The 23,501-nt window shown below is 44.6% G+C and carries 25 protein-coding genes; 18 read left to right on the top strand and 7 right to left on the bottom strand.

Annotated features, from left to right (window positions below; genetic code table 11):
- Positions 1 to 306: 306 nt before the first annotated feature.
- The 3 genes from map to R7Q09_RS19890 all read left to right on the top strand — a co-directional run bounded on the left by map (position 307) and on the right by R7Q09_RS19890 (position 4,444).
- Positions 307 to 1,185, top strand: coding sequence for a type I methionyl aminopeptidase (gene map / locus R7Q09_RS19900; protein ID WP_005380326.1), 879 nt, complete (start codon positions 307 to 309; stop codon positions 1,183 to 1,185).
- Between the two features lie 108 nt (positions 1,186 to 1,293).
- Positions 1,294 to 3,918, top strand: a complete 2,625-nt coding sequence (gene glnD / locus R7Q09_RS19895) for a bifunctional uridylyltransferase/uridylyl-removing protein GlnD (protein ID WP_017636037.1) — start codon at positions 1,294 to 1,296, stop codon at positions 3,916 to 3,918.
- Between the two features lie 142 nt (positions 3,919 to 4,060).
- On the top strand, positions 4,061 to 4,444 hold the full coding sequence (locus tag R7Q09_RS19890; protein ID WP_005380322.1) for a DUF3461 family protein: 384 nt from the start codon (positions 4,061 to 4,063) through the stop codon (positions 4,442 to 4,444).
- Positions 4,445 to 4,511: 67 nt separating this feature from the next.
- Here the strand turns inward: R7Q09_RS19890 and truC are convergent, their stop codons facing one another.
- Both truC and R7Q09_RS19880 read right to left on the bottom strand, forming a co-directional pair.
- A complete protein-coding gene (truC, locus tag R7Q09_RS19885) occupies positions 4,512 to 5,294 on the bottom strand; it encodes a tRNA pseudouridine(65) synthase TruC (protein WP_033905516.1) in 783 nt (260 codons plus the stop codon).
- 4 nt (positions 5,295 to 5,298) lie between these two features.
- Entirely contained in the window at positions 5,299 to 5,613 is a 315-nt protein-coding gene (locus R7Q09_RS19880; protein WP_137282312.1) for a YqcC family protein, read from the bottom strand.
- A 76-nt stretch (positions 5,614 to 5,689) separates the two neighbouring features.
- Here R7Q09_RS19880 and R7Q09_RS19875 point away from each other — a divergent pair, with 76 nt between their 5' ends.
- Positions 5,690 to 6,727, top strand: coding sequence for a DUF3549 family protein (locus R7Q09_RS19875; protein ID WP_318071104.1), 1,038 nt, complete (start codon positions 5,690 to 5,692; stop codon positions 6,725 to 6,727).
- A 13-nt stretch (positions 6,728 to 6,740) separates the two neighbouring features.
- On the top strand, positions 6,741 to 7,040 hold the full coding sequence (locus R7Q09_RS19870) for a DUF3301 domain-containing protein (protein ID WP_005380315.1): 300 nt from the start codon (positions 6,741 to 6,743) through the stop codon (positions 7,038 to 7,040).
- Here R7Q09_RS19870 and R7Q09_RS19865 read toward each other — a convergent pair.
- Positions 7,000 to 7,485, bottom strand: a complete 486-nt coding sequence (locus tag R7Q09_RS19865) for a GNAT family N-acetyltransferase (protein ID WP_005380314.1) — start codon at positions 7,483 to 7,485, stop codon at positions 7,000 to 7,002. The genes R7Q09_RS19870 and R7Q09_RS19865 overlap by 41 nt on opposite strands.
- A 932-nt stretch (positions 7,486 to 8,417) precedes the next feature.
- On the opposite strand from R7Q09_RS19865, the gene R7Q09_RS19860 reads away from it, so the two are divergent.
- The 8 genes from R7Q09_RS19860 to R7Q09_RS19825 all read left to right on the top strand — a co-directional run bounded on the left by R7Q09_RS19860 (position 8,418) and on the right by R7Q09_RS19825 (position 15,582).
- Positions 8,418 to 8,711 carry a hypothetical protein gene (locus R7Q09_RS19860; RefSeq protein WP_005391777.1) on the top strand — a complete coding sequence of 98 codons (294 nt, stop codon included), beginning with the start codon at positions 8,418 to 8,420 and terminating at the stop codon, positions 8,709 to 8,711.
- Entirely contained in the window at positions 8,708 to 9,157 is a 450-nt protein-coding gene (locus R7Q09_RS19855; RefSeq protein ID WP_005380310.1) for a YaiI/YqxD family protein, read from the top strand. Before R7Q09_RS19860 ends, R7Q09_RS19855 begins: the two co-directional genes overlap by 4 nt.
- Positions 9,158 to 9,351: 194 nt before the next feature.
- Positions 9,352 to 10,341, top strand: coding sequence for a ketoacyl-ACP synthase III (locus R7Q09_RS19850; protein ID WP_017636033.1), 990 nt, complete (start codon positions 9,352 to 9,354; stop codon positions 10,339 to 10,341).
- Positions 10,338 to 11,324 (top strand): NAD-dependent epimerase/dehydratase family protein, encoded by a 987-nt coding sequence (locus R7Q09_RS19845; protein WP_005380308.1) that lies wholly within the window; start codon positions 10,338 to 10,340, stop codon positions 11,322 to 11,324. Before R7Q09_RS19850 ends, R7Q09_RS19845 begins: the two co-directional genes overlap by 4 nt.
- Complete coding sequence (locus R7Q09_RS19840; RefSeq protein ID WP_033905523.1) at positions 11,293 to 12,156, top strand: MBL fold metallo-hydrolase; 864 nt, start codon at positions 11,293 to 11,295, stop codon at positions 12,154 to 12,156. The genes R7Q09_RS19845 and R7Q09_RS19840 overlap by 32 nt, the downstream gene beginning before the upstream one ends.
- Positions 12,144 to 13,412, top strand: coding sequence for a F390 synthetase-related protein (locus R7Q09_RS19835; protein ID WP_411913109.1), 1,269 nt, complete (start codon positions 12,144 to 12,146; stop codon positions 13,410 to 13,412). The genes R7Q09_RS19840 and R7Q09_RS19835 overlap by 13 nt, the downstream gene beginning before the upstream one ends.
- Positions 13,400 to 14,509, top strand: a complete 1,110-nt coding sequence (locus R7Q09_RS19830; RefSeq protein ID WP_318071106.1) for an ATP-grasp domain-containing protein — start codon at positions 13,400 to 13,402, stop codon at positions 14,507 to 14,509. The genes R7Q09_RS19835 and R7Q09_RS19830 overlap by 13 nt, the downstream gene beginning before the upstream one ends.
- Complete coding sequence (locus R7Q09_RS19825) at positions 14,509 to 15,582, top strand: hypothetical protein (RefSeq protein WP_258624897.1); 1,074 nt, start codon at positions 14,509 to 14,511, stop codon at positions 15,580 to 15,582. The genes R7Q09_RS19830 and R7Q09_RS19825 overlap by 1 nt, the downstream gene beginning before the upstream one ends.
- Before the next feature lie 106 nt (positions 15,583 to 15,688).
- On the opposite strand, the gene R7Q09_RS19820 is transcribed toward R7Q09_RS19825, so the two are convergent.
- The 3 genes from R7Q09_RS19820 to R7Q09_RS19810 all read right to left on the bottom strand — a co-directional run bounded on the left by R7Q09_RS19820 (position 15,689) and on the right by R7Q09_RS19810 (position 17,894).
- The gene (locus R7Q09_RS19820) at positions 15,689 to 17,275 is read right to left on the bottom strand and encodes an AbgT family transporter (RefSeq protein WP_005380301.1); all 1,587 of its coding nucleotides are present in this window, start codon (positions 17,273 to 17,275) and stop codon (positions 15,689 to 15,691) included.
- A 229-nt stretch (positions 17,276 to 17,504) separates the two neighbouring features.
- Complete coding sequence (gene ykgO, locus R7Q09_RS19815) at positions 17,505 to 17,630, bottom strand: type B 50S ribosomal protein L36 (RefSeq protein ID WP_005380299.1); 126 nt, start codon at positions 17,628 to 17,630, stop codon at positions 17,505 to 17,507.
- Positions 17,631 to 17,633: 3 nt separating this feature from the next.
- Complete coding sequence (locus tag R7Q09_RS19810) at positions 17,634 to 17,894, bottom strand: type B 50S ribosomal protein L31 (protein WP_005380295.1); 261 nt, start codon at positions 17,892 to 17,894, stop codon at positions 17,634 to 17,636.
- A gap of 123 nt (positions 17,895 to 18,017) precedes the next feature.
- On the opposite strand from R7Q09_RS19810, the gene tsaA reads away from it, so the two are divergent.
- From tsaA to R7Q09_RS19785, 5 genes are all read left to right on the top strand, one after another.
- Positions 18,018 to 18,713, top strand: a complete 696-nt coding sequence (gene tsaA / locus R7Q09_RS19805; RefSeq protein WP_005380294.1) for a tRNA (N6-threonylcarbamoyladenosine(37)-N6)-methyltransferase TrmO — start codon at positions 18,018 to 18,020, stop codon at positions 18,711 to 18,713.
- Positions 18,714 to 18,824: 111 nt separating this feature from the next.
- Positions 18,825 to 20,540 carry a proline--tRNA ligase gene (locus R7Q09_RS19800; protein ID WP_213964426.1) on the top strand — a complete coding sequence of 572 codons (1,716 nt, stop codon included), beginning with the start codon at positions 18,825 to 18,827 and terminating at the stop codon, positions 20,538 to 20,540.
- Positions 20,541 to 20,718: 178 nt separating this feature from the next.
- Entirely contained in the window at positions 20,719 to 21,387 is a 669-nt protein-coding gene (locus R7Q09_RS19795) for a tellurite resistance TerB family protein (protein WP_017820764.1), read from the top strand.
- Between the two features lie 111 nt (positions 21,388 to 21,498).
- Positions 21,499 to 21,708, top strand: a complete 210-nt coding sequence (locus tag R7Q09_RS19790) for a YaeP family protein (RefSeq protein WP_033905529.1) — start codon at positions 21,499 to 21,501, stop codon at positions 21,706 to 21,708.
- Complete coding sequence (locus R7Q09_RS19785; RefSeq protein ID WP_033905530.1) at positions 21,705 to 21,896, top strand: DUF4250 domain-containing protein; 192 nt, start codon at positions 21,705 to 21,707, stop codon at positions 21,894 to 21,896. Before R7Q09_RS19790 ends, R7Q09_RS19785 begins: the two co-directional genes overlap by 4 nt.
- A 104-nt stretch (positions 21,897 to 22,000) precedes the next feature.
- Here the strand turns inward: R7Q09_RS19785 and R7Q09_RS19780 are convergent, their stop codons facing one another.
- Positions 22,001 to 23,365, bottom strand: coding sequence for a sodium-dependent transporter (locus tag R7Q09_RS19780; protein WP_213964425.1), 1,365 nt, complete (start codon positions 23,363 to 23,365; stop codon positions 22,001 to 22,003).
- Positions 23,366 to 23,501 lie beyond the last annotated feature (136 nt).

Below are 23,501 nucleotides of genomic sequence, written 5' to 3'. Positions count from 1 at the left end.
TGACGGAATGTGTGTGATTTAAAGATAAAAGGTTATTCGGATGAAGCTTGCTTCGCCGCTTAACTTTGCTAAACGAAGAGAACAGTCCTCTATTCCGGCGCGCTTTATACCATATTTTAGCTCACTGTGGCTAGTAAAAATTATTTCTTCACCGAGCCACTTTCTCCTATTTATAAGCAAAACTTAAAACATATGATCGAATTAAGAATGATGCATATTCCTATCTAACTTGGGTTAACGCCCCGATGTCTGATAGAATGCGGCCATTCGCACGTTTACGTGCTTAGGAATAAGTAGAGAAAGCCAATGTCAATCAAGATTAAAACTGCTGAAGAAATAGAACGCATGCGCATTGCGGGCAAGCTAGCCGCAGAGATTCTAGAAATGATCGAACCACACATCAAAGTTGGTGTGACGACAGAAGAGTTAAACAAAATCTGTCATGAGTACGCTCTAGAAAAAGGTGCATACTCTGCTCCGCTTGATTACCATGGTTTCCCTAAGTCGATCTGTACTTCAATCAACCATATCGTATGCCACGGTATTCCAGCGGAAAAAGACGAAATCGGTAGTAACGGCCAAATGAAGCCGGCGGTACTAAAAGATGGTGACATCTTAAACGTTGATATTACCGTAATCGTTCCAAATGATGAGAATGCCGATCTGAGCGTGCGTCCTCAGGGGTACCATGGTGACACTTCTAAGATGTTCCTAGTCGGTGATGTTTCGCCTGCAAACAAACGTCTGTGCATGGTAGCTCAAGAAGCACTGTATGTTGGTATGCGTACCGTTAAGCCAGGTTCAACGGTTGGTGACATCGGTACAGCTATCGAGAAGTACATCAAAGAGAACAACAAGAACAATCCTCGCAACAAGTTTTCTATTGTGAAAGACTTCTGTGGTCACGGTATCGGCGATGAGTTCCATGAAGAACCACAAGTGGTTCATTACAAGAACAAAGACCGCCGCGTATTAAAAGAAGGCATGTGCTTTACTATTGAGCCGATGATTAACGCTGGTAAATTTGGTTGCTCTGTTGATGCACAAGATGACTGGACTGTTTACACGGGCGACGGCAAGAACTCTGCGCAATGGGAACATACCATTGTAGTAACAAAAGAAGGTTGTGAAGTACTGACGCTTCGTAGCGACGATACGATTCCTCGCCTAATGAAAAACGCGTAAAGCTGACGACCACTCGTTGTTTACTATATCCCTGCTTCGGCGGGGATATTTTTTATCTGCCGCAAATTTGTTAGATTGTTATTAGATTAGCTTGCACGGATGGCAAATATGACACTTCAGTCCCCTCTTACCTTTTCCGATGAACAAATCAATATCGGTGAACTCAAACAAGAATTAGAGAAGTTTAGCTCTAATCAAAACCAAGAGTTTCTCAATCATCATCCGGTAACAAGCTTGGTTTTAGCCAGAGCTGAATATATGGATCTGCTTCTCAATCGTTTGTGGCAACATTTTGGTTTCAAGGATATTTACAACATTTCCCTAGTTGCCGTTGGTGGCTACGGACGAGGCGAGCTGCATCCGCTCTCCGATATCGATATTTTGATTCTGTCGAACAATAAACTGCCAACCGCGTTAGAAGCAAAAATCAGCGAATTCATTACGCTGTTGTGGGATTTAAAACTCGAGGTCGGACACGCTGTTCGCACCGTTACTGAATGTGCTGAAATTGGTAAAGCCGATCTAACGGTCGCGACAAACCTGCAAGAAGCGCGACTGCTGTGTGGAAGCGAGGACACCTTTCAGGCACTGAAGAAAGTCGTGTTATCAGACTCCTTCTGGCCAAGTGAGACGTTTTACCGCGCTAAAATTCAAGAGCAGCGCGAACGCCATGCGCGTTACCACGACACGACCTACAACTTAGAACCGGACATTAAATCAACCCCTGGCGGGCTGCGCGATATTCATACATTAAGCTGGGTCGCTCGACGTCACTTTGGTGCGACTTCATTGTTAGAAATGAGCCGATACGGATTTTTAACTGACGCAGAATACCGAGAATTGGTTGAATGTCAGGACTTCCTTTGGCGAGTACGTTTCGCTCTGCACATGGAGCTTCGCCGCTATGACAACCGCTTGACCTTTGCTCATCAAGCACAAGTTGCGGAAAATCTAGGCTACGTCGGAGAAGGCAACCGAGGCGTAGAAATGATGATGAAAGAGTTCTACCGCACGCTTCGTCGTGTGGCAGAGCTCAATAAAATGCTACTCAAACTCTTTGACCAAGCGATCATTAATGGTGGGGCGACAGAAAGTGCCGAGATTCTCGATACGGACTTTCAACGTCGCGGTTCTTTAATTGAAGCGCGGAAACCCGCATTGTTCCAAGCTCGCCCAGAAACTATTCTGGATATGTTCTTACATATTGCTAACGACTCAACTATTGAAGGGGTGAGCCCACCAACGCTGCGTCAACTGCGCACCGCTCGCCGTCGGCTCAACAAGTTTTTGCACACCATTCCTGCTGCGCGTGAAAAGTTCATGGCGTTATGTCGTCACCCTAATGCTCTGCACAAAGCATTCAGTCTCATGCACCGATTAGGGGTTATGGCGGCCTATTTGCCGCAATGGAGTCAGATTGTTGGTCAAATGCAGTTTGACTTATTCCATGCCTACACAGTTGATGAACACAGTATTCGCTTACTTAAACACATCAACACTTTTAGTGACCCAGAAAATCATGCGAAGCACCCAATTTGCTGTGACGTCTACCCACGGATGCAAAAGAAAGAGCTGCTGATTATTGCCGCTATTTTCCACGATATCGGGAAAGGTCGTGGCGGCGATCACTCAATTATCGGTGAAGGAGAAGCGTACGACTTCTGCATTGAGCATGGTTTATCGAAGCCCGAAGCGAAACTTGTCGCTTGGTTGGTAAGACATCATCTATTAATGTCTGTCACCGCACAGCGCCGAGATATTTATGATCCTGATGTCATTACCGAGTTTGCCAAAAAAGTCAGAGACGAAGAATCTCTCGATTATCTTGTATGCCTGACAGTTGCAGATATTTGTGCAACCAACCCAGAACTTTGGAATGCTTGGAAACGAACTTTACTTGCGGAGCTGTATTACTCCACACAACGTGCTTTACGCAGAGGGCTAGAGAACCCTGTCGATGTGCGTGAGCGAATTCGCCACAATCAACAAATGGCCTCCGCAATGCTGCGCAAAGAGGGGTTTGCCGCGCGCGAAATTGAAGTATTGTGGCAACGCTTCAAAGCTGACTACTTCCTTCGTCATACCCATACGCAAATCGCGTGGCACTGCGAACACTTACTTCGCATGGAAGATCCGACTAAGCCTTTGGTGTTGATCAGTAAAAAAGCCACTCGTGGCGGCACTGAGGTGTTTGTATATACGAAAGACCAGCCTGCTTTATTTGCGACAGTCGTGGCGGAGTTAGATAGGCGTAATTTTAATGTACACGACGCGCAAATCATGACCAGCAAAGATGGGCACGTGATTGATACCTTTATGGTACTCGATCAACATGGCGAAGCGATCGATGAGTCTCGTCACGCCGCGGTGATTAAACACCTCACTCATGTACTGGAGGCAGGCCGACCAACCAAGATTAAAACGCGCCGTACTCCGAACAAACTTCAGCACTTTAACGTGAAAACCAAAGTCGACTTCTTACCAACCAAAGGTAAAAAACACACTTTAATGGAGTTTGTCGCGCTAGACACACCAGGGCTGTTGGCCAAAGTAGGCCGTACGTTTGCTGATTTAAATATCAACCTTCATGGTGCAAAAATCACCACCATTGGTGAGCGAGCAGAAGACTTGTTTATTTTAACCAGTGATGCAGGGGGAAGATTAAGTGAAGAACAACAGGATGAGCTAAGAGAGAGATTGATCGAAAAGTTATCTGATGAGGTCGCAGCTTAGATCAAACCTGCCAATCTTTTCGGTTCAGGGTGAGAGCGATCTTGCCCACAAGTTAAGCATTTTGGCTAAATATCAGCTATCTAGCTCATACATAGGCTGCTACAGTTATATCAATATCAATTCGATGTAATAGAGGTAGCCTATGTATCCCCACCTCACTGGTTTGGGTATTCACGACCCTAAGCAGATTGAACGTTATTCCCTACGCCAAGAAGCACACAAAGACGTACTCAAGATCTATTTCCACAAGCAAAAAGGCGAACTATTCGCTAAAAGCGTTAAATTCAAATACCCACGCCAAATCAAAAATGTTCTTGTTGATAGTGGCAGTCACAAATATAAAGAAGTAACGGAAATCAACCGTAACCTCACATTAGTCATTGATGAACTGAATAAAATCACTAAGCCAACGAAACAACCTGAGGTTGATGTAAAAGAGAAAATTCTTTCAGACCTTCGTCATTTAGAAAAAGTCGTTTCGAGCAAGATCGCAGAGATCGAAGCGGATCTTGAAAAACTAAAGTAAAACGTTAAGTCTTAAATATTAAAAAGGGTTAGCATTGATGCTAACCCTTTTTATTTGTACTCAATCATTATCTAGATCTAACTGCGCCGATTATCGGTTCATCCCACTCAAATCGAGTAAACAATTGCTGCCAAGTTTCATCAAGATTGGCCGTCATGACAATCTCTTGATCGGTAAATGGATGGACAAACCGTAACTCTGAAGCATGCAGTAGCAAACGATGAGAATCAAACTCTGTGCGATACAGCTTGTTGTGCTTTCCATCCCCGTGCGTTGTATCACCCACGATCGGATGGCGTAGATGTGCCATATGACGACGAAGTTGGTGCTTACGCCCCGTTTTAGGTTTCATCTCAACTAAGCAATAACGCGTTGTAGGAAATTTACCCGTCGAATAGGGAACCTCCACTTTAGCCAACGGCTTATATTCCGTCACCGCTTCTTGCGCTTCTTTTTCTTGTGAAGCGAACTTATCAGCAATCTTGTCTAACTCCACTTTGAGTGCGTAATCCAAAACGCCCTCTTCCTCAATCCAACCGCGTACTATCGCGTGGTATGTCTTTTCCATTTTATGTTCAGCAAACATCGGCATGACTTGTGATGCGACTTCACTCGACAACGCAAACACGAGCACACCAGATGTTGGACGATCCAGACGATGCAATGGGAACACATGCTGACCAATTTGGTCGCGCAAAGTTTGCATGACAAACTGAGTTTCGTGTTTATCTAACCAACTGCGATGCACTAACATGCCTGCAGGCTTGTTGACCGCTACAAAATATTCATCCTGATAAACGATCTCCAGCTCAACTGGTTCTGAAGATCGCGTTAGTTCTTGTTCTAGCATTCGTTTACTTACACAGTTCGTCAATGGTTCGGATTGTAACGAGCAGCTCGGCGAACTGCGGTTCCTGCTTCCACGCTTCTGAAAAATAGGGCTCGAGAGAAAACCCTCTTGGCAGTGGTTGGTTATTTTTCACTAGTGCGTGCATTCTGGCTATAAAAATCCACTGCAACCACTCATGAGGGTGCAACGTATCAATCGCAAATGGCTCCGCACTTTGTAAGGCTTGCTCTGAAGGCATAGTGTGTTGCCACAACTTATGTTCTTTAAGCTGCGTTTCAAGTTGGTGAAGTAAGTCGACCAATTGAGTATTTGTTACCATTAATTCTATCTCGAACCTTGAATTAGCCGAGAATGATACCATTTCTTGTGAAAAGAACGTTAGGACGTCGTATTTAATGGAAAACATTCAAACCCTCACTCAACTGTTGAACAACAGCCACTGTGATTATCAAATCTTCGATCTTGGTCGTCGTATCAAAACCATCGCTAAGAAAGAGTTTGCCGATGTAGAAAAAGGTCAAGCACCGTACCCATTCCCAATGCAGCGTAGAGCACACCTTGCCATCGCTTATTGGAATGAACAAAAGCAACCTTGGATTTGGTTTCTTAAGTTTGAATTGGACGAGCGCGGTTTGTTAAAGCAAGCGGATATCGGCAATTTCATTAAATACGTAGTGGAGGCTATGGGAACACGCCTCAATGATGATATCACTGAAGAGCAACAGCAAAAGCTGTCTAACAACCCATACACTTTCAAACCTTCCGAAGATAAAATGGCCGTGTTTCATAGCCAGGTCCGCGCAAACCTCAATCTTCCTACCAGCCAATATTACGAGCATACCCAGCATTACTTCTCTGGAGGTTTAGGCTGGGATAATTGGCAAACTGTAGGTCTGCAAGGTATCACAGACATAGCCGCTCGCCTGAACAAAGAACAAAACGGAGTAATGATACGCAAAGCGTTGAACCATCTACCAAATGAGCCACTTTATGCACTATTAGGTGCGCTTGAGCATGTAGAGCTTCAAGAGCGTTTAGCAGAACGTATCGCGGAAAAGGCACAGCAAGAAATCGCAAGTAGCGAACCTGATCTCTTCCTACTTTCAGCACTTATCCGAGCCCTTGCCGGTGCACCAACAGAAGTCGCCTCTCCAGTATTAGATGCGATATTGCATAGCCCTCGTTTAAGCCATCAGGAGGTATTGATTGGTGTGGCGGGTCGCGCTTGGCACTTACTCGTCAATGAAAAGGTAGCAGAACAGTTTTTGCTGCGTTTAGCTCAAACCGGTAATCAAGCCCTATTTAATCAGTTATTTGCCGATTTAGTGATGCTGCCAGAGTTAAGGATGGTGTTATTGCCTTTACTGCATTCAAATCCATCAGAGGAACTAGCAAATGCGCTAGTAAGCTTACAACAAACAACAAAAAGCTAAGAAAGGTTCAGGAATGATTGGTGATCTTTTAGCAATTTTAGGGCTCTGCTTTTTCTGTTACCTGTTTTGGCAACAGCGTCGCCAAGCCGAACTCGCAAAAGCGGCCATCACGCGTAAATGTGAGCAATTGGATCTCCAATTAATCAGCATCGCCTTTGGTGCCCATAAACTAAAAACGCCAGACGGAGTCTGGCGTTGGCATACGGTGTATCAATTTGAGTTTTCATCTCTTGGTGACGATTGCTACCAAGGAGAGTTAACCATGGTCGGTTTCAGGCCGCAGAACTTTCACCTACCACCGCATCGCTTGTAAATTCCATTTCAAAGTAAGGACCATATATATCCTTACTTTCTTTTGTTTCAACAAATCCCAGCTTTTTCAGTACTGCCATAGAAGCTTGATGATTGCTATTCACGTTAGCTTTCACCTTATTCAAGCCCAATTCACGGCACGCTTTGGGGAAAAATGCTTTTAGTGCTTCTGTTGCTAACCCTTTACCCCAATATGATTTATCAAAAATAAACCCTAATTCAGGTTCGGAATCGAGATTAGCAATGAACACGTGCCCCATATAGTCACGACTGGTGCTCTCTAGCACTGCCATACTATAAATGTTCTCATCATCCAGTATTTTCTCAAACATCTGTTTGGCAGACGCAACTGTATACGGACCATTCAATTCAGCACGGTTTTTCGCACAGCAATTCAGCATGACGAATTCTAGTTGCAACGACTCATTGTAGGGTAGAAGAAGCATTCTTCTGGTTACTATGGCCACATCTGTTCCTTGATTACAACAAACTTAATCTATCCGCAGATCACAAACTCGATGAGCTGAACATGCTCAATGATTGCGGGCATAACACCTTGTAGAGAAGCCGAAAGTTAAACCAACTGGTTGGAAAGGATATTGATCTGAGTTGTTTTTTATTAAGTGTTATTAGGAATTTATATATTTTGTGATATTGATATCCCCAAGTAACATCGAGATGCTTAATTCAATGAGAACACTGGATATCGTTTTTATATAAGAAAGACCCCGACACATAAGTATCGGGGTCATGGTCTTACTCGCAGCAGTCCGGCTACTAAAAGTGCTCCATGCATCATCCATAATAGTGGCTGATTCCGTCAGCTTATTCCTTACGTCGCCGTCCTAGCGGTGTCCTTATCATCCTGACTGCTAACATTCCTCGTTAGCACACGTCACTTGTTCCTTGAGCGGTGTCCCTTGCATCTTCCTGATGCTGTCCATAGCCTCAATCCTAGAGGGGTCCATTGTCTATCCTTAGTCATCAACATCCTATTGATGATCGTATCCTTACAATGTCCTACGCTCCATGCTTGATTAATCATCCTGACCAACCAAATCGTCTTCCTGACGATAACCAAATCCTTGGTGCTTTCCTGTTCCATGTCTGCTTCCTGCTGACAACTCTCAATTTACGCCTTTTCCAAAAATAGACAATCTATCTAAGATAAATATTTGGCTCTCACATTGGTTAACAAGTTGTTAAATCATTATTTATCAGAAACTTAAGCTCTTCAGCTTCTCTTTTTCCGCTTACGAAATCGTTTTCTCTCACAACCTATGTAAGAGATCTCTCACACTACACTCTCCAAAATGCCATTCGCCAAATTAGCGCACTCAACGTATGATGATAGATATATCGTTGTTAAGGATTAAAAATGTTAACTCAAGACGTTACTAAAGAATTAGAAGCGGCAATGGAACAGTTGCAACAACAAGGAAAAGAGCCAACCGTAGCGTTAGTGAAAGCACGCTTGAAAACGCCAGTTCCAATGCCAGCATTAATCACCGCAATAAAAAGTTGGAAGAGTGCTCAACGCGTACCCAAGGTTGAAATCGCAGCACAACACCACACCGATAATGATCGTCTTGAAGCCCTAGAGCGCACCGTAAAAATGCTAGCCATTCGTATTGAAGAGTTAGAAGCGAAACTCAGTGAGAAATCATCATGAAGTTATGGGTAGATGCAGACGCGTGTCCGAAAGTTATTCGCGAAACCATTGTGCGTGCCGCCGAGCGTACAGGGATTGAATGTACGTTTGTCGCTAACCACGTTGTCCCTGTGCCGAAAAGAGACAACATCCACTCGCTGCAAGTCCCTGCGGGATTTGACATCGCAGACAACGAAATCGTCAAGCGTGTGGAAGCCAACGATTTGGTGATCACGTCAGATATTCCGCTTGCAGATGAGGTTATCTCTAAAGGCGCTCAAGCCCTCAGTTCTCGTGGCGAGCTCTATACAAAAGACACCATCAAAGCTCGCCTAAATATCCGCGACTTTATGGAAACCATGCGTTCAAGCGGAATTCAGACTGGTGGGCCCGCCGCGCTTTCTCAAACCGATCGACGCGAATTTGCAAACCATTTGGATCGTATTTTGGCGAAATTTAAGAAGTAACCCTCACTCTATTCAAATTGAGCCAGCAAATCAAAGCCTGGCTCATTCCTGAAAATTCATTCTCAGCATTGCACCCAAAGCGTGCTCTTACTCCCATTTGTTTTGTTCTGTTTGTTTTTCATCTCGCTCGCCATAGCTTCAATATGCAACGTGGTTTATTTTGAACGACGTTTTTAATAAGTGTATAGAGAATAATGGGCTTTAACATCGTTTCCAGTGGAAGCTACCTGCCAACGAATCAATGGTCTGATCGAGAGATGGATCGCTTCCTAAAATTAGCGCCAGGGACCTGCCGAAATAAATTCGACGTTGAATATCGTCATGTAGCCAATACAAAAGAGACCGCTATTTACATGGCAATGCAGGCAATAGAGCAGTGCTTAGGAAACACACATACCTTAAGCTCCGTTGATCTTCTTATCTACGCTAGCGGCACACACCACCAGTCTCTACCCTACGACGCCTCAGCGGTTCTCGCCGCGTTAGACGCTCCAACATGGCTAGAAAGCTTTGATTTGAACAGCACCTGTTTATCCTTTCTCTCTGCGCTTGATCTTGCTCAGAGTCTATTCTTAGCAAAACGGTACCGTCGGATTCTTATTGTCACCAGCGAACTCGCCACTGGCATCACACTGAATCGAAATTTTACGCTCAAACCAGAAGTTGCAACCTTATTCGCGGACGGTGCCGCCGCATTTTTGCTCGAAGAACACGACGATGATGGATTGCTCACCAGTCACTTTGAAACGCATCATACCGGGTATTCATTTTGTCAAATTAAGGGCGGAGGTAGTCATATCAACCCGCATACCTCCGAGCATCAAGCCTATTTAAAAAGTTGCCAGTTTGAAATGGAGGGCAAAGCACTCTTTAAACATGTGCGTAAAGCCTTACCAGCGTTTCTAAAAAAAGGGTTTGACGCCTCTCCGGTAACACTCGGCGATATTGATTATTTTCTTCCTCATCAAGCCAGCGCGCATGGATTAAAAAAACTGCCTTCACTCACCGGGCTACCAACAGAGAAAACCGTTAATCACTTTTCGACTTTGGGAAACCAAGTCGCCGCCTCACTCCCAATTAACTTACACTGGCTGCGTAATCAGCCAGAAACCGCAGGAAAACATGTGTTATTAGCTGGCACCGCCGCAGGGTTGTCGCTAGGGATGGGAGTGCTAAAACTATGAAGATATTGGTCACTGGTGGCAGCGGGATGTTGGGTAGCGCAATTCTGAGAATGTTTCACCAGCAGCATGAACTGCATTTTATAGCACGAAATACAGTCATCGCTAAACAACTCGCCGAGCAATTCGATGTTATCCCCCATATAGTCGATTTAAGAGACCACTCAGCAGTTCATGCGGTATGCCAAGGTATGGATGCAGTCATCCATTGTGCCGCTCTCTCAAGCCCATGGGGAAAGTGGCAGGCGTTTTATCAAGCCAATGTAGATGCCACCAAAAACCTCGTCAATGCGGCTAATACGCATCAAATCTCGCGTTTTATCCATATTTCGTCCACCAGCGTCTACTTTGACCATCAAGACCGTTGGAATATTCGAGAAACCGACGCCATAGCTTCATACTGGTGTAATGATTACGCACACACAAAATATCTATCAGAAATTGAAGCCGTAAAAGGTCGAAGTAAAGCGATCATTTTAAGACCGCGTGGCATTTTTGGACCCAATGATCGCGCGATTATCCCAAGAGTGCTTAAGGCGATAAAAAACAACACTCTGCTTCTGCCATCGGGTAGAAATCCTGTGGTTGATCTGACCTATGTCGACAACGTTGCCCATGCAGCGATGCTCGCTTGCACTCAGGCAGACCGACTTCAGCATGGTGATGTGTTCAACATTTCCAACAACGAACCAATGCCAATTGAGACTGTTCTGCAAGCTTTATGTGAGGGGTTAAACCTAAAAGTAACGTTACAATCATTACCATACGGTGTGGTATCACCATTATTAAAGCTCAGTGAGCAAATACGAAGGCACTTACCACATCAGCCAGAACCAAGGCTCACCTCATACAGCGCAGGATTGTTTAACTATCATCAAACTCTGGATATCAGCAAGGCGAAACAAACACTGAATTACCAACCGCTTTTTTCAATTCAAGAAGGAATACAGCAGTATGCAAACTGGTCTAAAAATAAAAATCTTTGAGGCTGGACACTGCGTACACCCAGGCTTTGTTGTCAAACCAGGTTCTGGTATCAAGCCTAGAGCATTTCCGGCAGCCGTTGCGTTAATTCAGCACCCAACGCAAGGCAACATCCTGTTCGACACGGGATATCACGAGCATTTTTTTAGCGCGACTCGTCCCTTCCCTGAACGTTTTTATGCTTGGACAACACCTTGTCGCTATAAAAAAGAACACGGAATTGTTGCGCAGTTAGCAAAAGAAAGTCTCAAACCTCATGATATTGAACACTTAGTGCTCTCCCACTTCCATGCTGATCACATTGCTGCCGTGTCTGAGTTTTCCCACTCTCAATTGCATTGCCAACAAAAAGGGGTAGATGCAATTACTAAAAGTGGTCGAATTGGAGGCGTAAGAAAAGGATACCTAAAAGCTCTACTTCCTCCACAGCTTGAACCTAACTTATTCATTCATAGTGATTTTTCTGTACCAATCAGCCAAATTCTTCCTCAGTGCCAAGGTGTTAATTTGCTCTGTAAAGACATGTTCGACGACGGATTCATTTATATGGTTAGCTTGCCAGGCCATGCAGCTGGCCAAGTGGGCTTGCTGGTTAAAAGAGACCAAGGTTGGCTATTCTTACTCGCCGATGCATGCTGGTTAATCGAGAGCTTGAGTGAAAATATCGATCAGCATTGGCTGGCGAACATGCTTTGCGATGACACAAATGCCTATAAAAACACCCTCTCCGAATTGAGAAGTTGCTACCAACAAACCCACCACTTTGTTCGCTTCGTGCCTTCACATTGTCAGGAAACTATCCGGCAGCTAATCAAAGAAGGGTGGATGAAGTGATAACGCTTATCTCAGAATTCTGGCGAACCCGCTACCGCCCTTTCGGTTCAAGGGAACAAGTCGAAGCGTGGCAGCAACAACATTTAACGCAGCACCTGGATTGGGTATGCTGTCATTCACCGTATTACCGCTCACTTCAAGGTGCAGCACTCAGTGATTTCCCTATCATGAATAAGCAAACCATGATGGAGAACCTCTCGGAGTTGAATACGAAAGGCTTAGATGCTGAACAGCTAATGCAACAAGCACTCGAAGCAGAACAGTCACGCAACTTCGCCGCTTCGAAAGTTGGCGATGTTACTGTTGGGCTTTCTTCGGGCACATCAGGCATGCGCGGGTTGTTTCTTGCTGACAAACAGGAAACGCGACTGTGGGCTGGCAATATATTGGCTCGCCTGTTGCCCAACCTATGGCAAAAGCACCGAATTGCGCTAGCCTTGCGCGCCAACAGCCCACTGTATAAATCCGTCGCGAAAGGGCCTGTAACATTTTTTTATGCCGATTTAACCAAACCTTACCAAGAATGGATAAAAGAGCTAGATGAGTTCCAACCCACGCTTTTGGTTGGTAGTGCGCAAGCTCTTCAGCTCTGCGCCCAGTTCAGCGGTCAATTTGGTCAACCCGCAATTCAACCACAGCGGATCATTTCTGGGGCAGAGGTTCTAACCGAGAGTGACCGTCACTTTATTTCTCAACGGTTCGACAGCGAACTCCATGAAGTCTATCAATGTACTGAAGGTTTTCTTGCATGTACTGATCAGCATGGACAAATGCGCTGGAATCAGGATGTTATTTACATCGAAAAACATTGGCTGAATACCGAACGTACTCATTACAGCCCAATTATCACCGATTTTCGTCGTAAAACTCAGCCCATTATTCGTTATCAGCTCGACGATATTATTGAGAATAAACAGGATAATGGCGTATTTGAACCTCTTGGCGCGATTGCCGGACGATGTGGTGATCGCCTCACGCTAAACGCAAACCACGTCCCAGTGACGGTGTTACCAGATCTCATCTACCGCGCTATAACACTATCTGCCAAAGGTCGCGTGGATTACCGAATCACCCAAACAGGGTCACAAGCCATTCAAATTGAAGCGGATGTTCACCACCATCGGGTTATACACCAAGCCTTGATAAAGTTGTTTGACCAATTGCGGCTTGATCCTGTCAGATTTAGTTACCGCCCTGCGCCTATTTGGACGCCAATGAATAAACAACGACGTGTGGTGAACATATGCGGGTCTTAATCACCGGAGCCCGAGCACCAGTTGCACTAGAGTGGGCAACCATGTGTATGCATCATGGGCATGAAGTAATTCTCACCGATTCGCTAAAAAAGCCTCTGGGATCGTTTTTGCGAGGTATCGAGTCTTATATACCCACCGCTTCACCTCGATTTACGTTTCCCACCTATCAACAGCAGATCCTAAAAATCATTACTCAGATGCGTATTGATATAGTGATACCCACTTGTGAAGAAGTGTATTACTTGGCTCATGTTGCCAAACAATGCCCAGAAGTAGATTTTTTTCTGCCCAATGTGGGACTACTCAATGCCCTGCACAACAAGTTGACCGTCTTTGAACAGCTTCAAGGTTTGCCAGAAATCACACTTCCAAAAACTCGTTTGGTCGCTGATAAAAGTGAGATTGAAATTAATAAGAGAACCGTTCTAAAGCCCGTTTACTCTCGGTTTGGCGGGCAAGTCATAAGAGATGTGACGACTCAGTCTATTTCTGCCGCCACGATATCGCCCCTTTTCCCTTGGGTTCAGCAACAAAAAATCCATGGGACTCCAGTGTGTAACTATGCCATTTTTGAACATGGTGACCTTAAAGCACACCAAGCTTATGTGCCGAAATACTGTGTAAACGGCTCGGCCGCCAGTGCTTTTCAGCCGATCTCGTGCGAACGACTAGATAGATTTATCGCAGCTTTTGGTAAACGTCATACTTATCATGGGCAAGTGTCGTTTGACTTCATCAAATCACAAGATGAACTCTACGTGATTGAATGTAACCCAAGAGCCACCAGTGGTTTGCACCTACTCTCGTCTCGATGCAACCAACTGCTTCCTAATATGGAGTTTACCAGTCCTTCCAAGCAGCGATTGCATCATTTAGGTCCAATAACACTCATCGCGGAAGGTGGATTATCCCTGTTCAAGGCTCGAACTTGGCAAGATTGGTGGTCTGGAGTGAATGTGATGCAACAGCATAACTTACCGGCCGGGAGCCAAATCCGGAGTATGTTTGAATTACTCCGGTTAGCTAGGCAGAACAAGACGAAGTGGAGCGACGCTTCTACCGTTGATATTGAGTGGAATGGAGAGGCATTGAACTAATGACGCTTTCCTCTCAAGAATGGCATAAAACTTTTTTCACTCTTATGCAGTCGAATCCCATTGATGAATGCACAGCAAGCTTTGGTTGCTACTATATCGATGATGTTGCCATTCCCTACTCCGTAACACCAAAAATACCAAACAACTGTTATGCAGTCTCCCCTATGACACTGCTTAGTGGCTACGCCGAAGAAGAGCTTCACAAAGTCAAAAATGTGGCTGTTCGATGGGTATGTAAGTTACTTATTAATATGACTAAACCAATCTTATCACTGGCTGGATTGGATCAAGTCCAAACGCTCAACAATCAGTGCTTGTCCACCAATATGTATAGCGAACAATGGGCAGCCTTAAATCTCGATGAACTGCGTCGCGTCGCACTCGATCAATACCCCACCTTTCCCTTGGTGCTTCGCTCCCTCAACCAGCGTCAGCATTTACACTTAATTCAGCGATTGAAGCAGCCAAAATGGCAAAGCTTGGTAACACGACAAGTGTATTTACTTGATGATTGGCAAGCGTTCAGCTTCAACCGAGATTTAACGAAAGACTTCAAACTGCTTAATGATAAAGATTGGCAGTTTAGGCCACTGACCACTGATGAAGAATTTCAGCGTGCCAAAGAGTTATATGACATGCTTTACCTTGATAAATACAGCATCAATAACATCCAGTTTTCAAGCCAATATTTAAAACAGGCGAGCCAGAACAAATTAGTACATTTAGTGGGACTGTTTTATCAAGAAGAGATGCTGGCTACGTTAGGCATTGTAGAAATTGATAATGATATGACTTGCCCAATTTTTGGCTACGATACCAATAAGCCACAACGCCTCGCATTGTATCGTCGAATATCAGCCTATACCATCCACCATGCCATGATATACCAGCGTCGCTTTAATATGAGCTCAGGCGCTCCGGCTTTTAAACGCAACAGAAAAGCCCGGCCAGAAATTGAATTTAGCTATGTGTATATTGCGCACTTACCTTGGTACAAACGCATAATTTGGAAAAGCTTGTGCTGGCTCACTCAGCATTTTTATCGCCCTTTGTTGATACGTTTTCAGCTATAAACCGACATCTATAATCAGGTAAGCCTGCGTACACAGTCTCAATCGATAAAAAAGCCTGCGACGTTCGCAGGCTTTTTATAATGGAGCTGTGTGAGGTAACCGTTTTCTACGGTGTGTAGTATGTTGCTGCGCCAGGGCCTACTGGTAAACCAAATACGAATACCCATAGGTAGAAGAGCACACTCCAACCTACAATGAAGCAGATTGAGTAAGGTAGCATGGTCGCGATCAGCGTACCGATACCTAAGTTCTTCATGTAACGAGTCGCTACGGCAAGAATCAAACCAAAGTAGCTCATCATTGGAGTAATGATGTTTGTCGTCGAGTCACCAATTCGGTAAGCAGCCTGAATCGTTTCCGGTGCATAACCAACAAGCATCAACATAGGAACAAAAATCGGAGCCGTTACTGCCCACTGTGCCGATGCCGAACCAATCATTAGGTTGATAAAGCCACACATCAGGATGAAGGCAAAGAACAACATTGGACCAGTTAAGCCAATTTCTTGCAGGAAGCTAGCGCCAGCAACCGCGAATACCTGACCGAAGTTAGTCCATTTAAAGAAAGCAACGAACTGAGCCGCAAAGAAAACTAATACAATGTACATGCCCATAGAAGACATAGATTTCGCCATTGCATCAATTACATCGCGATCCGTCTTCATCGTGCCAACAACTTTACCAAACACAAAGCCTGGAATAGCAAAGAACACAAAGATGAATGCCACGATACTTTTCAGGAATGGTGAACCTGCAATTGTACCTGCATCAGAACGTAGAATGCCGTCTTCTGGAACAACCGTCCAAGCAAGCAGCGCTGAAACAACCAGTACAGCAACACCTGCTAGTTTTAGGCCTTTCTTCTCAATGTCTGTTAAGCCACCCATTTTGTCGTTCGACAAATCTTCTGAGGCTTCTTCTTCACTGTATTTGCCAAGCTTTGGCTCAACAATTTTTTCAGTAACAAACGCACCTGTGATTGCAATGAAGAATGTCGACACAAACATGAAGTACCAGTTAACTTCTGGACCAACAGTGTAAGTTGGGTCAATCATTTGCGCCGCCGTTTCAGTAATGCCTGACAACAGCGGGTCAACCGTACCAATAAGTAGGTTTGCTGAGTAACCACCAGATACACCAGCGAACGCCGCAGCAAGACCGGCAAGTGGATGACGACCTAAAGAATGGAACAGCATTGCAGCCAGTGGAATAAGTACCACATAGCCAAGCTCTGATGCCGTATTTGAAATGATACCCGCGAAAACGACCGTCACTGTTACCATGCGTTGAGATGCACCCATGACTAAGCCACGCATTGCTGCAGATAGCAAGCCTGAGTATTCAGCAATAGCAACACCCAACATCGCAACCAATACCGTACCCAAAGGTGCAAAGCCGACAAAGTTTTTCACTAGATTGGTAACGATTAGTTCAAGGCCATCAGCGTTAAGCAAGCTAACGACATGAATCATGCCATCCGCGGCACGACCTTTTGCACCCTCAGGACGAGGATCAACTACGGAAACTTCGAAGTATCCTGCAATACCCGACATCACCAGAATGGCTAAACAGAAAATGGCAAATAGTGTGATCGGGTGGGGTAATAAGTTCCCCAAATATTCGACAGTATCCAAAAAGCGCGTAAACAGCGGCTTCTTAGGCGAGTTTTGTTTAATTGAATCAGATGAACTCATCTGTTCCCTCCTTGTTTTTATTCCTATGCAAATGTGACAAAAATGTCAAAAAGCGTGCGAAGGGTACTTGAGTAGAAGGTCAAATAAAAGCCCTAAATGTTACAAACTGTGACGAACAGAGGCATTTATAACCAACATTGAATAAAAATGTAGATATTTCATCCATGTAAGATAATTAACTCAACATTATCAATTAAACAAAACCATAAGTTAGATATATGCAGGCTGATTACTTTTGCACAGCTTTGAATCTCGGGTTCGTTTTACAAATGACATAAAGACGCCCTCTCCGTTTTACAATCTGACAATCCGGATGACGACTTTTTGCACTTTTTAATGATTTTACTACCTTCATGATTTATTCCTTTTCGCTCTTAAATTGACCAAAACGACGGTTGAAGTTCGCAATGCGACCTTCGGTTTGTACAACGCGCTGTTTACCGGTGTAGTACGGGTGAGAAGCTGACGACACATCTAACGTAAAGTAAGGGTAAGTTTTGCCATCTTTCCATTCGATGGTTCTCTCCGTTTTCAACGTAGAACCAACGACAAAGTACTTATCTACACTGGTGTCGTGGAACACCACAGGACGATATTCAGGGTGGATTCCTGGTTTCATAATACTTTTCCTTTTAATTAAATTGTTATGTTATAACATTTTAATTAATAATCATTATCAACAAGAAAAGCAAGAGAAATTTGTGATACTTTTCATCTCAATGAATTCTTAAAGATGTCCACCATGTATTCCATCGAACCCATCGGCGTCATTGAGACACCGTACAAAGAAAAGTTTGCAGTTCCGCGCCAACCACGCTTAGTACCAGAGGCTAAAGCACGCGTAAAACTGTTAGGTGCAGCAAATAGCCCTGAAGCAGTGCGTGGGCTAGAACAGTTCTCTCACGTTTGGTTGTTGTTTCTATTTGATCAGAATCTGGAAGCTGGTTGGAAACCAACTGTACGTCCGCCACGATTAGGCGGCAATGAACGAATTGGTGTCTTTGCCTCGCGCTCGACTTTCCGTCCAAACGGAATCGGAATGTCAGCCGTTGAAGTGAAAGGAGTCACTAAGCAAGGCGATCAAATCTATCTTGATTTAGGCAGTGTAGATCTCGTGGATGGGACACCGATTGTGGATATTAAGCCTTATATTCCCTATTCGGATTCTATTTCGGAAGCACAAGGCGGATACGCAGACCAAGAACCAGAAAAGTCACAAGTCACCTTTTCTGCTCAAGCATTAGCAACGATAGAAAATCGATCCGATACTGACTATGTAAGATCAGTCATTGAACAAGTTCTGGCACAAGATCCTCGCCCTGCATATAAGAAAAACAAGCCGGACGACAAAGAATATGCGGTAAATTTGTTCGACTTGAACGTAAAGTTCACAGCAACAAGCAACTTAATAACGGTTACCGCTATTGAAAGCTTTTGACAAACGCAATTGGCTGATATTATAGACGGCTAACAAATTTCCCTTTAGGGAACTCCCATACTCCTGCTTATTCAAGCTTGAGTATCTAACTTAAATAAACGGATAAATTTAATGCGTACCAGTAATTATCTTCTTTCTACTCTGAAGGAGACTCCAAACGACGCAGAAGTAGTGAGCCACCAGCTCATGCTACGTGCAGGTATGATCCGTAAGCTGGCTTCAGGTTTATACACCTGGCTACCTACTGGTCTACGTGTACTGCGTAAAGTCGAAAACATCGTTCGTCAAGAAATCGACAATGCAGGCGCAGTCGAAACTTTGATGCCCGTTGTTCAGCCGTTTGAACTATGGGAAGAGACAGGCCGCAGCGAAAAGATGGGCCCTGAGCTACTTCGCTTTACTGACCGTCATGTTCGTCCGTTTGTACTTAGCCCAACCGCTGAAGAAGTGATCACTAGCCTTGTTCGCAATGAAGTGAGCTCTTACAAACAGCTTCCGCTAAACCTGTACCAAATCCAAACCAAATTCCGTGACGAACGTCGTCCACGCTTCGGTGTAATGCGTTCACGTGAATTCTCAATGATGGATGCGTACAGCTTTGACATTGATAAAGACGGCCTACAAAAGTCATACGACGCAATGCACGATGCTTACTGTAAAGCATTCGATCGCATGGGTCTGGATTACCGTCCTGTACTTGCAGATAGCGGTGCTATCGGTGGTAGCGGCTCTCAAGAGTTCCACGTACTGGCTGAAAGCGGCGAGGATATCATCGCATTTTCTAGCGAGTCAGATTACGCGGCAAACATTGAAAAAGCAGAAGCACTAGCTCCAGCCTCTGAGGCTGCGGCACCAACACAAGAAATGACGTTGGTTGATACGCCAAACGCGAAAACAATCGCTGAATTGGTTGAGCAGTTCGAACTACCAATTGAAAAAACAGTGAAAACACTGTTTGTGAAAGCATCTGACGAAGTTGATGCGCCAATCATCGCGCTTATTATTCGTGGTGATCATGAACTGAACGAAGTGAAAGCAGAAAACCTTCCTCAGGTTGCAGCTCCACTGGAAATGGCATCTGAAGAAGAAATTCGTGCGCTTATCGGTGCAGGCCCAGGTTCACTTGGCCCTGTTGGCCTTAAACTGCCGTTCATTGTTGACCGCAGCGTTGCGGTAATGAGCGACTTCGGTGCGGGCGCGAACATCGATGGTAAACACTACTTCGGTATTAACTGGAGTCGTGATGTAGAGCTTGGCCAAGTTGAAGACCTACGTAACGTTGTGGAAGGTGACCCAAGCCCATGTGGCAAGGGCATTATCCAGCTTAAGCGTGGTATCGAAGTTGGCCATATCTTCCAACTAGGTAACGCTTACTCCGCAGCGATGAACTGTGGTGTACTGGGTCCTGATGGTAAGAACGTCATCCTAGAAATGGGTTGTTACGGTATCGGTATCACTCGCGTAGTAGCGGCTGCTATTGAACAAAACCACGACAAATACGGCATCATCTGGCCAGATGCAATCGCACCATTCCAGGTAGCGATCGTTCCAATGAACATGCACAAGTCAGAAGAAGTGAAAGAAGCCGCTGAGAAATTGTACGCTGAGCTAACGGCAATGGGCATCGAAGTGCTATTTGACGACCGAAAAGAACGCCCAGGCGTAATGTTCTCTGACATGGAGCTTATTGGTGTACCGCATACCATTATTATCGGTGACCGCTCAATGAAAGAAGGCAACTTCGAATACAAGAACCGTGCTACTGGTGAGAAAACAGCAGTCGCAATGACTGACATTGTTGAGCACGTAAAAGCTCAACTAAAGTAAGCACTCGACGAGTTCGCATTTGAAGTAGTTTCAAATAGTTAAAAAGGGTTGGCTTCGGTCAGCCCTTTTTATTACAGCTCAACGCCCTCCCTCGACCTTTTTCGAACTATTCACTTTGTTAATCTTTGGTTCAGCTTCTTGCTATTAAACTGATTTCATCATCTAAAGGAGGTCAGTTATGGATTTAAAAAGTCTTCTAAACCAAGCACTCAAATCAGACTTACTTAAGCAAGGTGCAGATGCATTGGGCAAACAAACCAACAACATCAAATCCTCATCAAATTCAAGTAGCCTAAAAACGCTAGGAGCAGGTGCTGTAGGCGGAGGCCTCATCGGTATGCTGATGGGCTCAAAGAAAAGTAAAAAAATGACTAAAAAAGTAGGGTCAAGCGCATTAAAAGTCGGTGGCGCAGCTGCGCTTGGAGCCTTGGCCTACAAAGTGTATAACGACTGGCAAGCCAAGCAATCCGGTCAAGGTGTTCAAGAAACCTTTGACCCCGATGACAGTAAACACAGTGTCTTAATTTTAAAAGCAATGATTGGAGCTGCAAAAGCTGATGGTCACGTTGATGAAGAGGAAATGGCTCGCATTGAACAAGCTCTCGCGGATATGGGCGCAGATGAGCACGTTCGTCACCTCGTTCAGCAAGAGTTAAACAAACCGCTTGATCCTGCTGAAATTGCTAATCAGGCGACCTCTCCTCAACAAGCGTCAGAAATTTACCTGGCGTCTTTGATCGTCGCTGATGAACAAAACTTTATGGAAAAAGCGTATCTGCAAGAACTAGCAAAACAACTTCAACTTTCACCAGAAGTCACCCAGCAGTTAGAAGCACAAATGCAGTGATTAAATCTCGCTCAAGCAAACCTTCAACTTGAGCCAAAACAACTCTGTACTTTGAGTTTCAAATCCGCTGTGTGTATATTGAGATAAGTTATCATTTAGTGGAAAGAAAACATGCAAGTATACGGCTGTTGTGAACTGGTTCGTGAGCTTTATGCTCAGATTGGTAGTGGCGATCAAGCTTATATTCCCCAAGCAATTTCATGTGCAGTTAAAGCACTGAACGATGTTGCAGCGGATGAGTCCCTGCCTAAAGAAGTGCGTGAAAAAGCGGCATTTGCTGCGGCAAACCTACTGATTTCAGATTTTGAGGATAAGTCATGAATCTAACGAACTTTGAATCCATGGATCCTGTCATGCTGATGAGCATTGTGAATATGAAGCTACGCGACGACTTCGGTGGTGACTTAGATAAACTGGTAGCTTTCTTCGATATCGAACGCACAGCACTGGAGACAAAACTGGCTTCTGCTGGTTTTGACTTTCTTCCAGAAGCAGGACAATTCCGTTAATCAACACCATTCTTGGCGGATAACCGAAACGAGAATAACCAATATGAAAAAGGGCTTGATGAGTTACCATCAAGCCCTTTTCTTTTATTCGATAGGCGTCTCGGTTAGCCAAATGAAGCCCAGATGACTGTCGCCACAAGAATTGGGCATACAAACTTCACATACGCAGGCCATAACTTACCAAACCAACCTTGCGTAAACTCCGGGCAACCTTGCTCAAGCTCTTTGATTTTTGAGTTGCGATTCCATACCCAACCACCAAATAAGCAGAATAAGAGCGCAGCGGTTGGTTGTAGATACTGAGTAGCAACCGTCGCGACCATACCAAACAGAGCGCCAAAGTTATAAACAATCATCACACTGAACAAGGCAATGAGACCACCTAAAACCCAGCTCGTTGCGCTACGCTTGGTGTTGAAACGCTCACTCACTAAAGCCACTGGACACTCTAACATTGAAATGGAGGACGTTAGCGCCGCAATCGTCAGCAATAAGAAGAACACAATAGAGAACAATTGACCAAGCAAACCTAAGCTATCAAACATCAATGGCAATACCGTAAACACTAACGTATCAGAGCTTAATAGAGAGCCATCTTCTGCATAGATCTGAACGCCCTTTTGCATAGCCACAAACATCGCTGGCATCACCACTAATCCTGCAATGAAAGCAACGGCAGTATCTACCATGGTCACGTTCATCGCCATCTTTGGTAGGTTCTCTTTCTTACTCAAGTAAGAGCCATAAATCAGCATTGAACAGCCACCGATCGTAAGCGAGAAGAAGCCCTGTCCCATTGCAGCAAGAATCAACTTGCGGTCCCATACCTTTTCAAAATCCGGCACTAGGTAATGTTTCAGACCTTCCATCGCACCGTTTTGCGTCATGATGTAAGCAAATAGTAGAGCAAACAGAACAAACAATGCTGGCATCAAACGTGTGGACCACTTTTCAATACCTTGTTTTACGCCACCTTGTACGATGAGAATCGTCAGTACATAAAAAGTAATGGTTCCGAACAAGTTACGTTCAACACTAAAGCCCTTTAGCCATTGAGTTGCAGCTTCTAACCCCATTAGATCTGTGATTGCACCCAGTAAAAAGCAGATCAACCAACCACCAACAATTGAATAAAACGCTAAGACAGCGCTTGGTACGCTTAAACCAATCCAACCCACAATGCCGCCGAGTTTTTTACCGGTAGGGTTATCTGTGATTGCACGCATACTGTCTACAGGGTTGGCTTGACCATGGCGACCAATCGCCATTTCAACCACCAGCATCGGAAATGCGACGATAAGAATCATCACCAAATAAACTAATAGGAAAGCACCGCCACCATTACTGGCTGCTTGAGTTGGGAAGCCCCAAATATTGCCAAGGCCAACTGCGGCACCTGCGGCAGCTAAGATGAACCCGAGACGAGAGCCAAAATGCTCGCGAGGCTGAGAAGAGGTTTGCTGTGTCATACTACTCACACAAAAATATCATTGAACTAGCTAACTAGTACACTATAGCAATATTCACTATTCAACAAGAGTACCTCGGTTAAATCCTCGACAGTTGAAATAATTTATAGTCATTCAGCTTGTAAATTTTAACGTA

It is taken from the genome of Vibrio sp. 2130-1, assembly GCF_033339515.1.
This window is presented reverse-complemented; position numbering and strand designations above follow the sequence as displayed.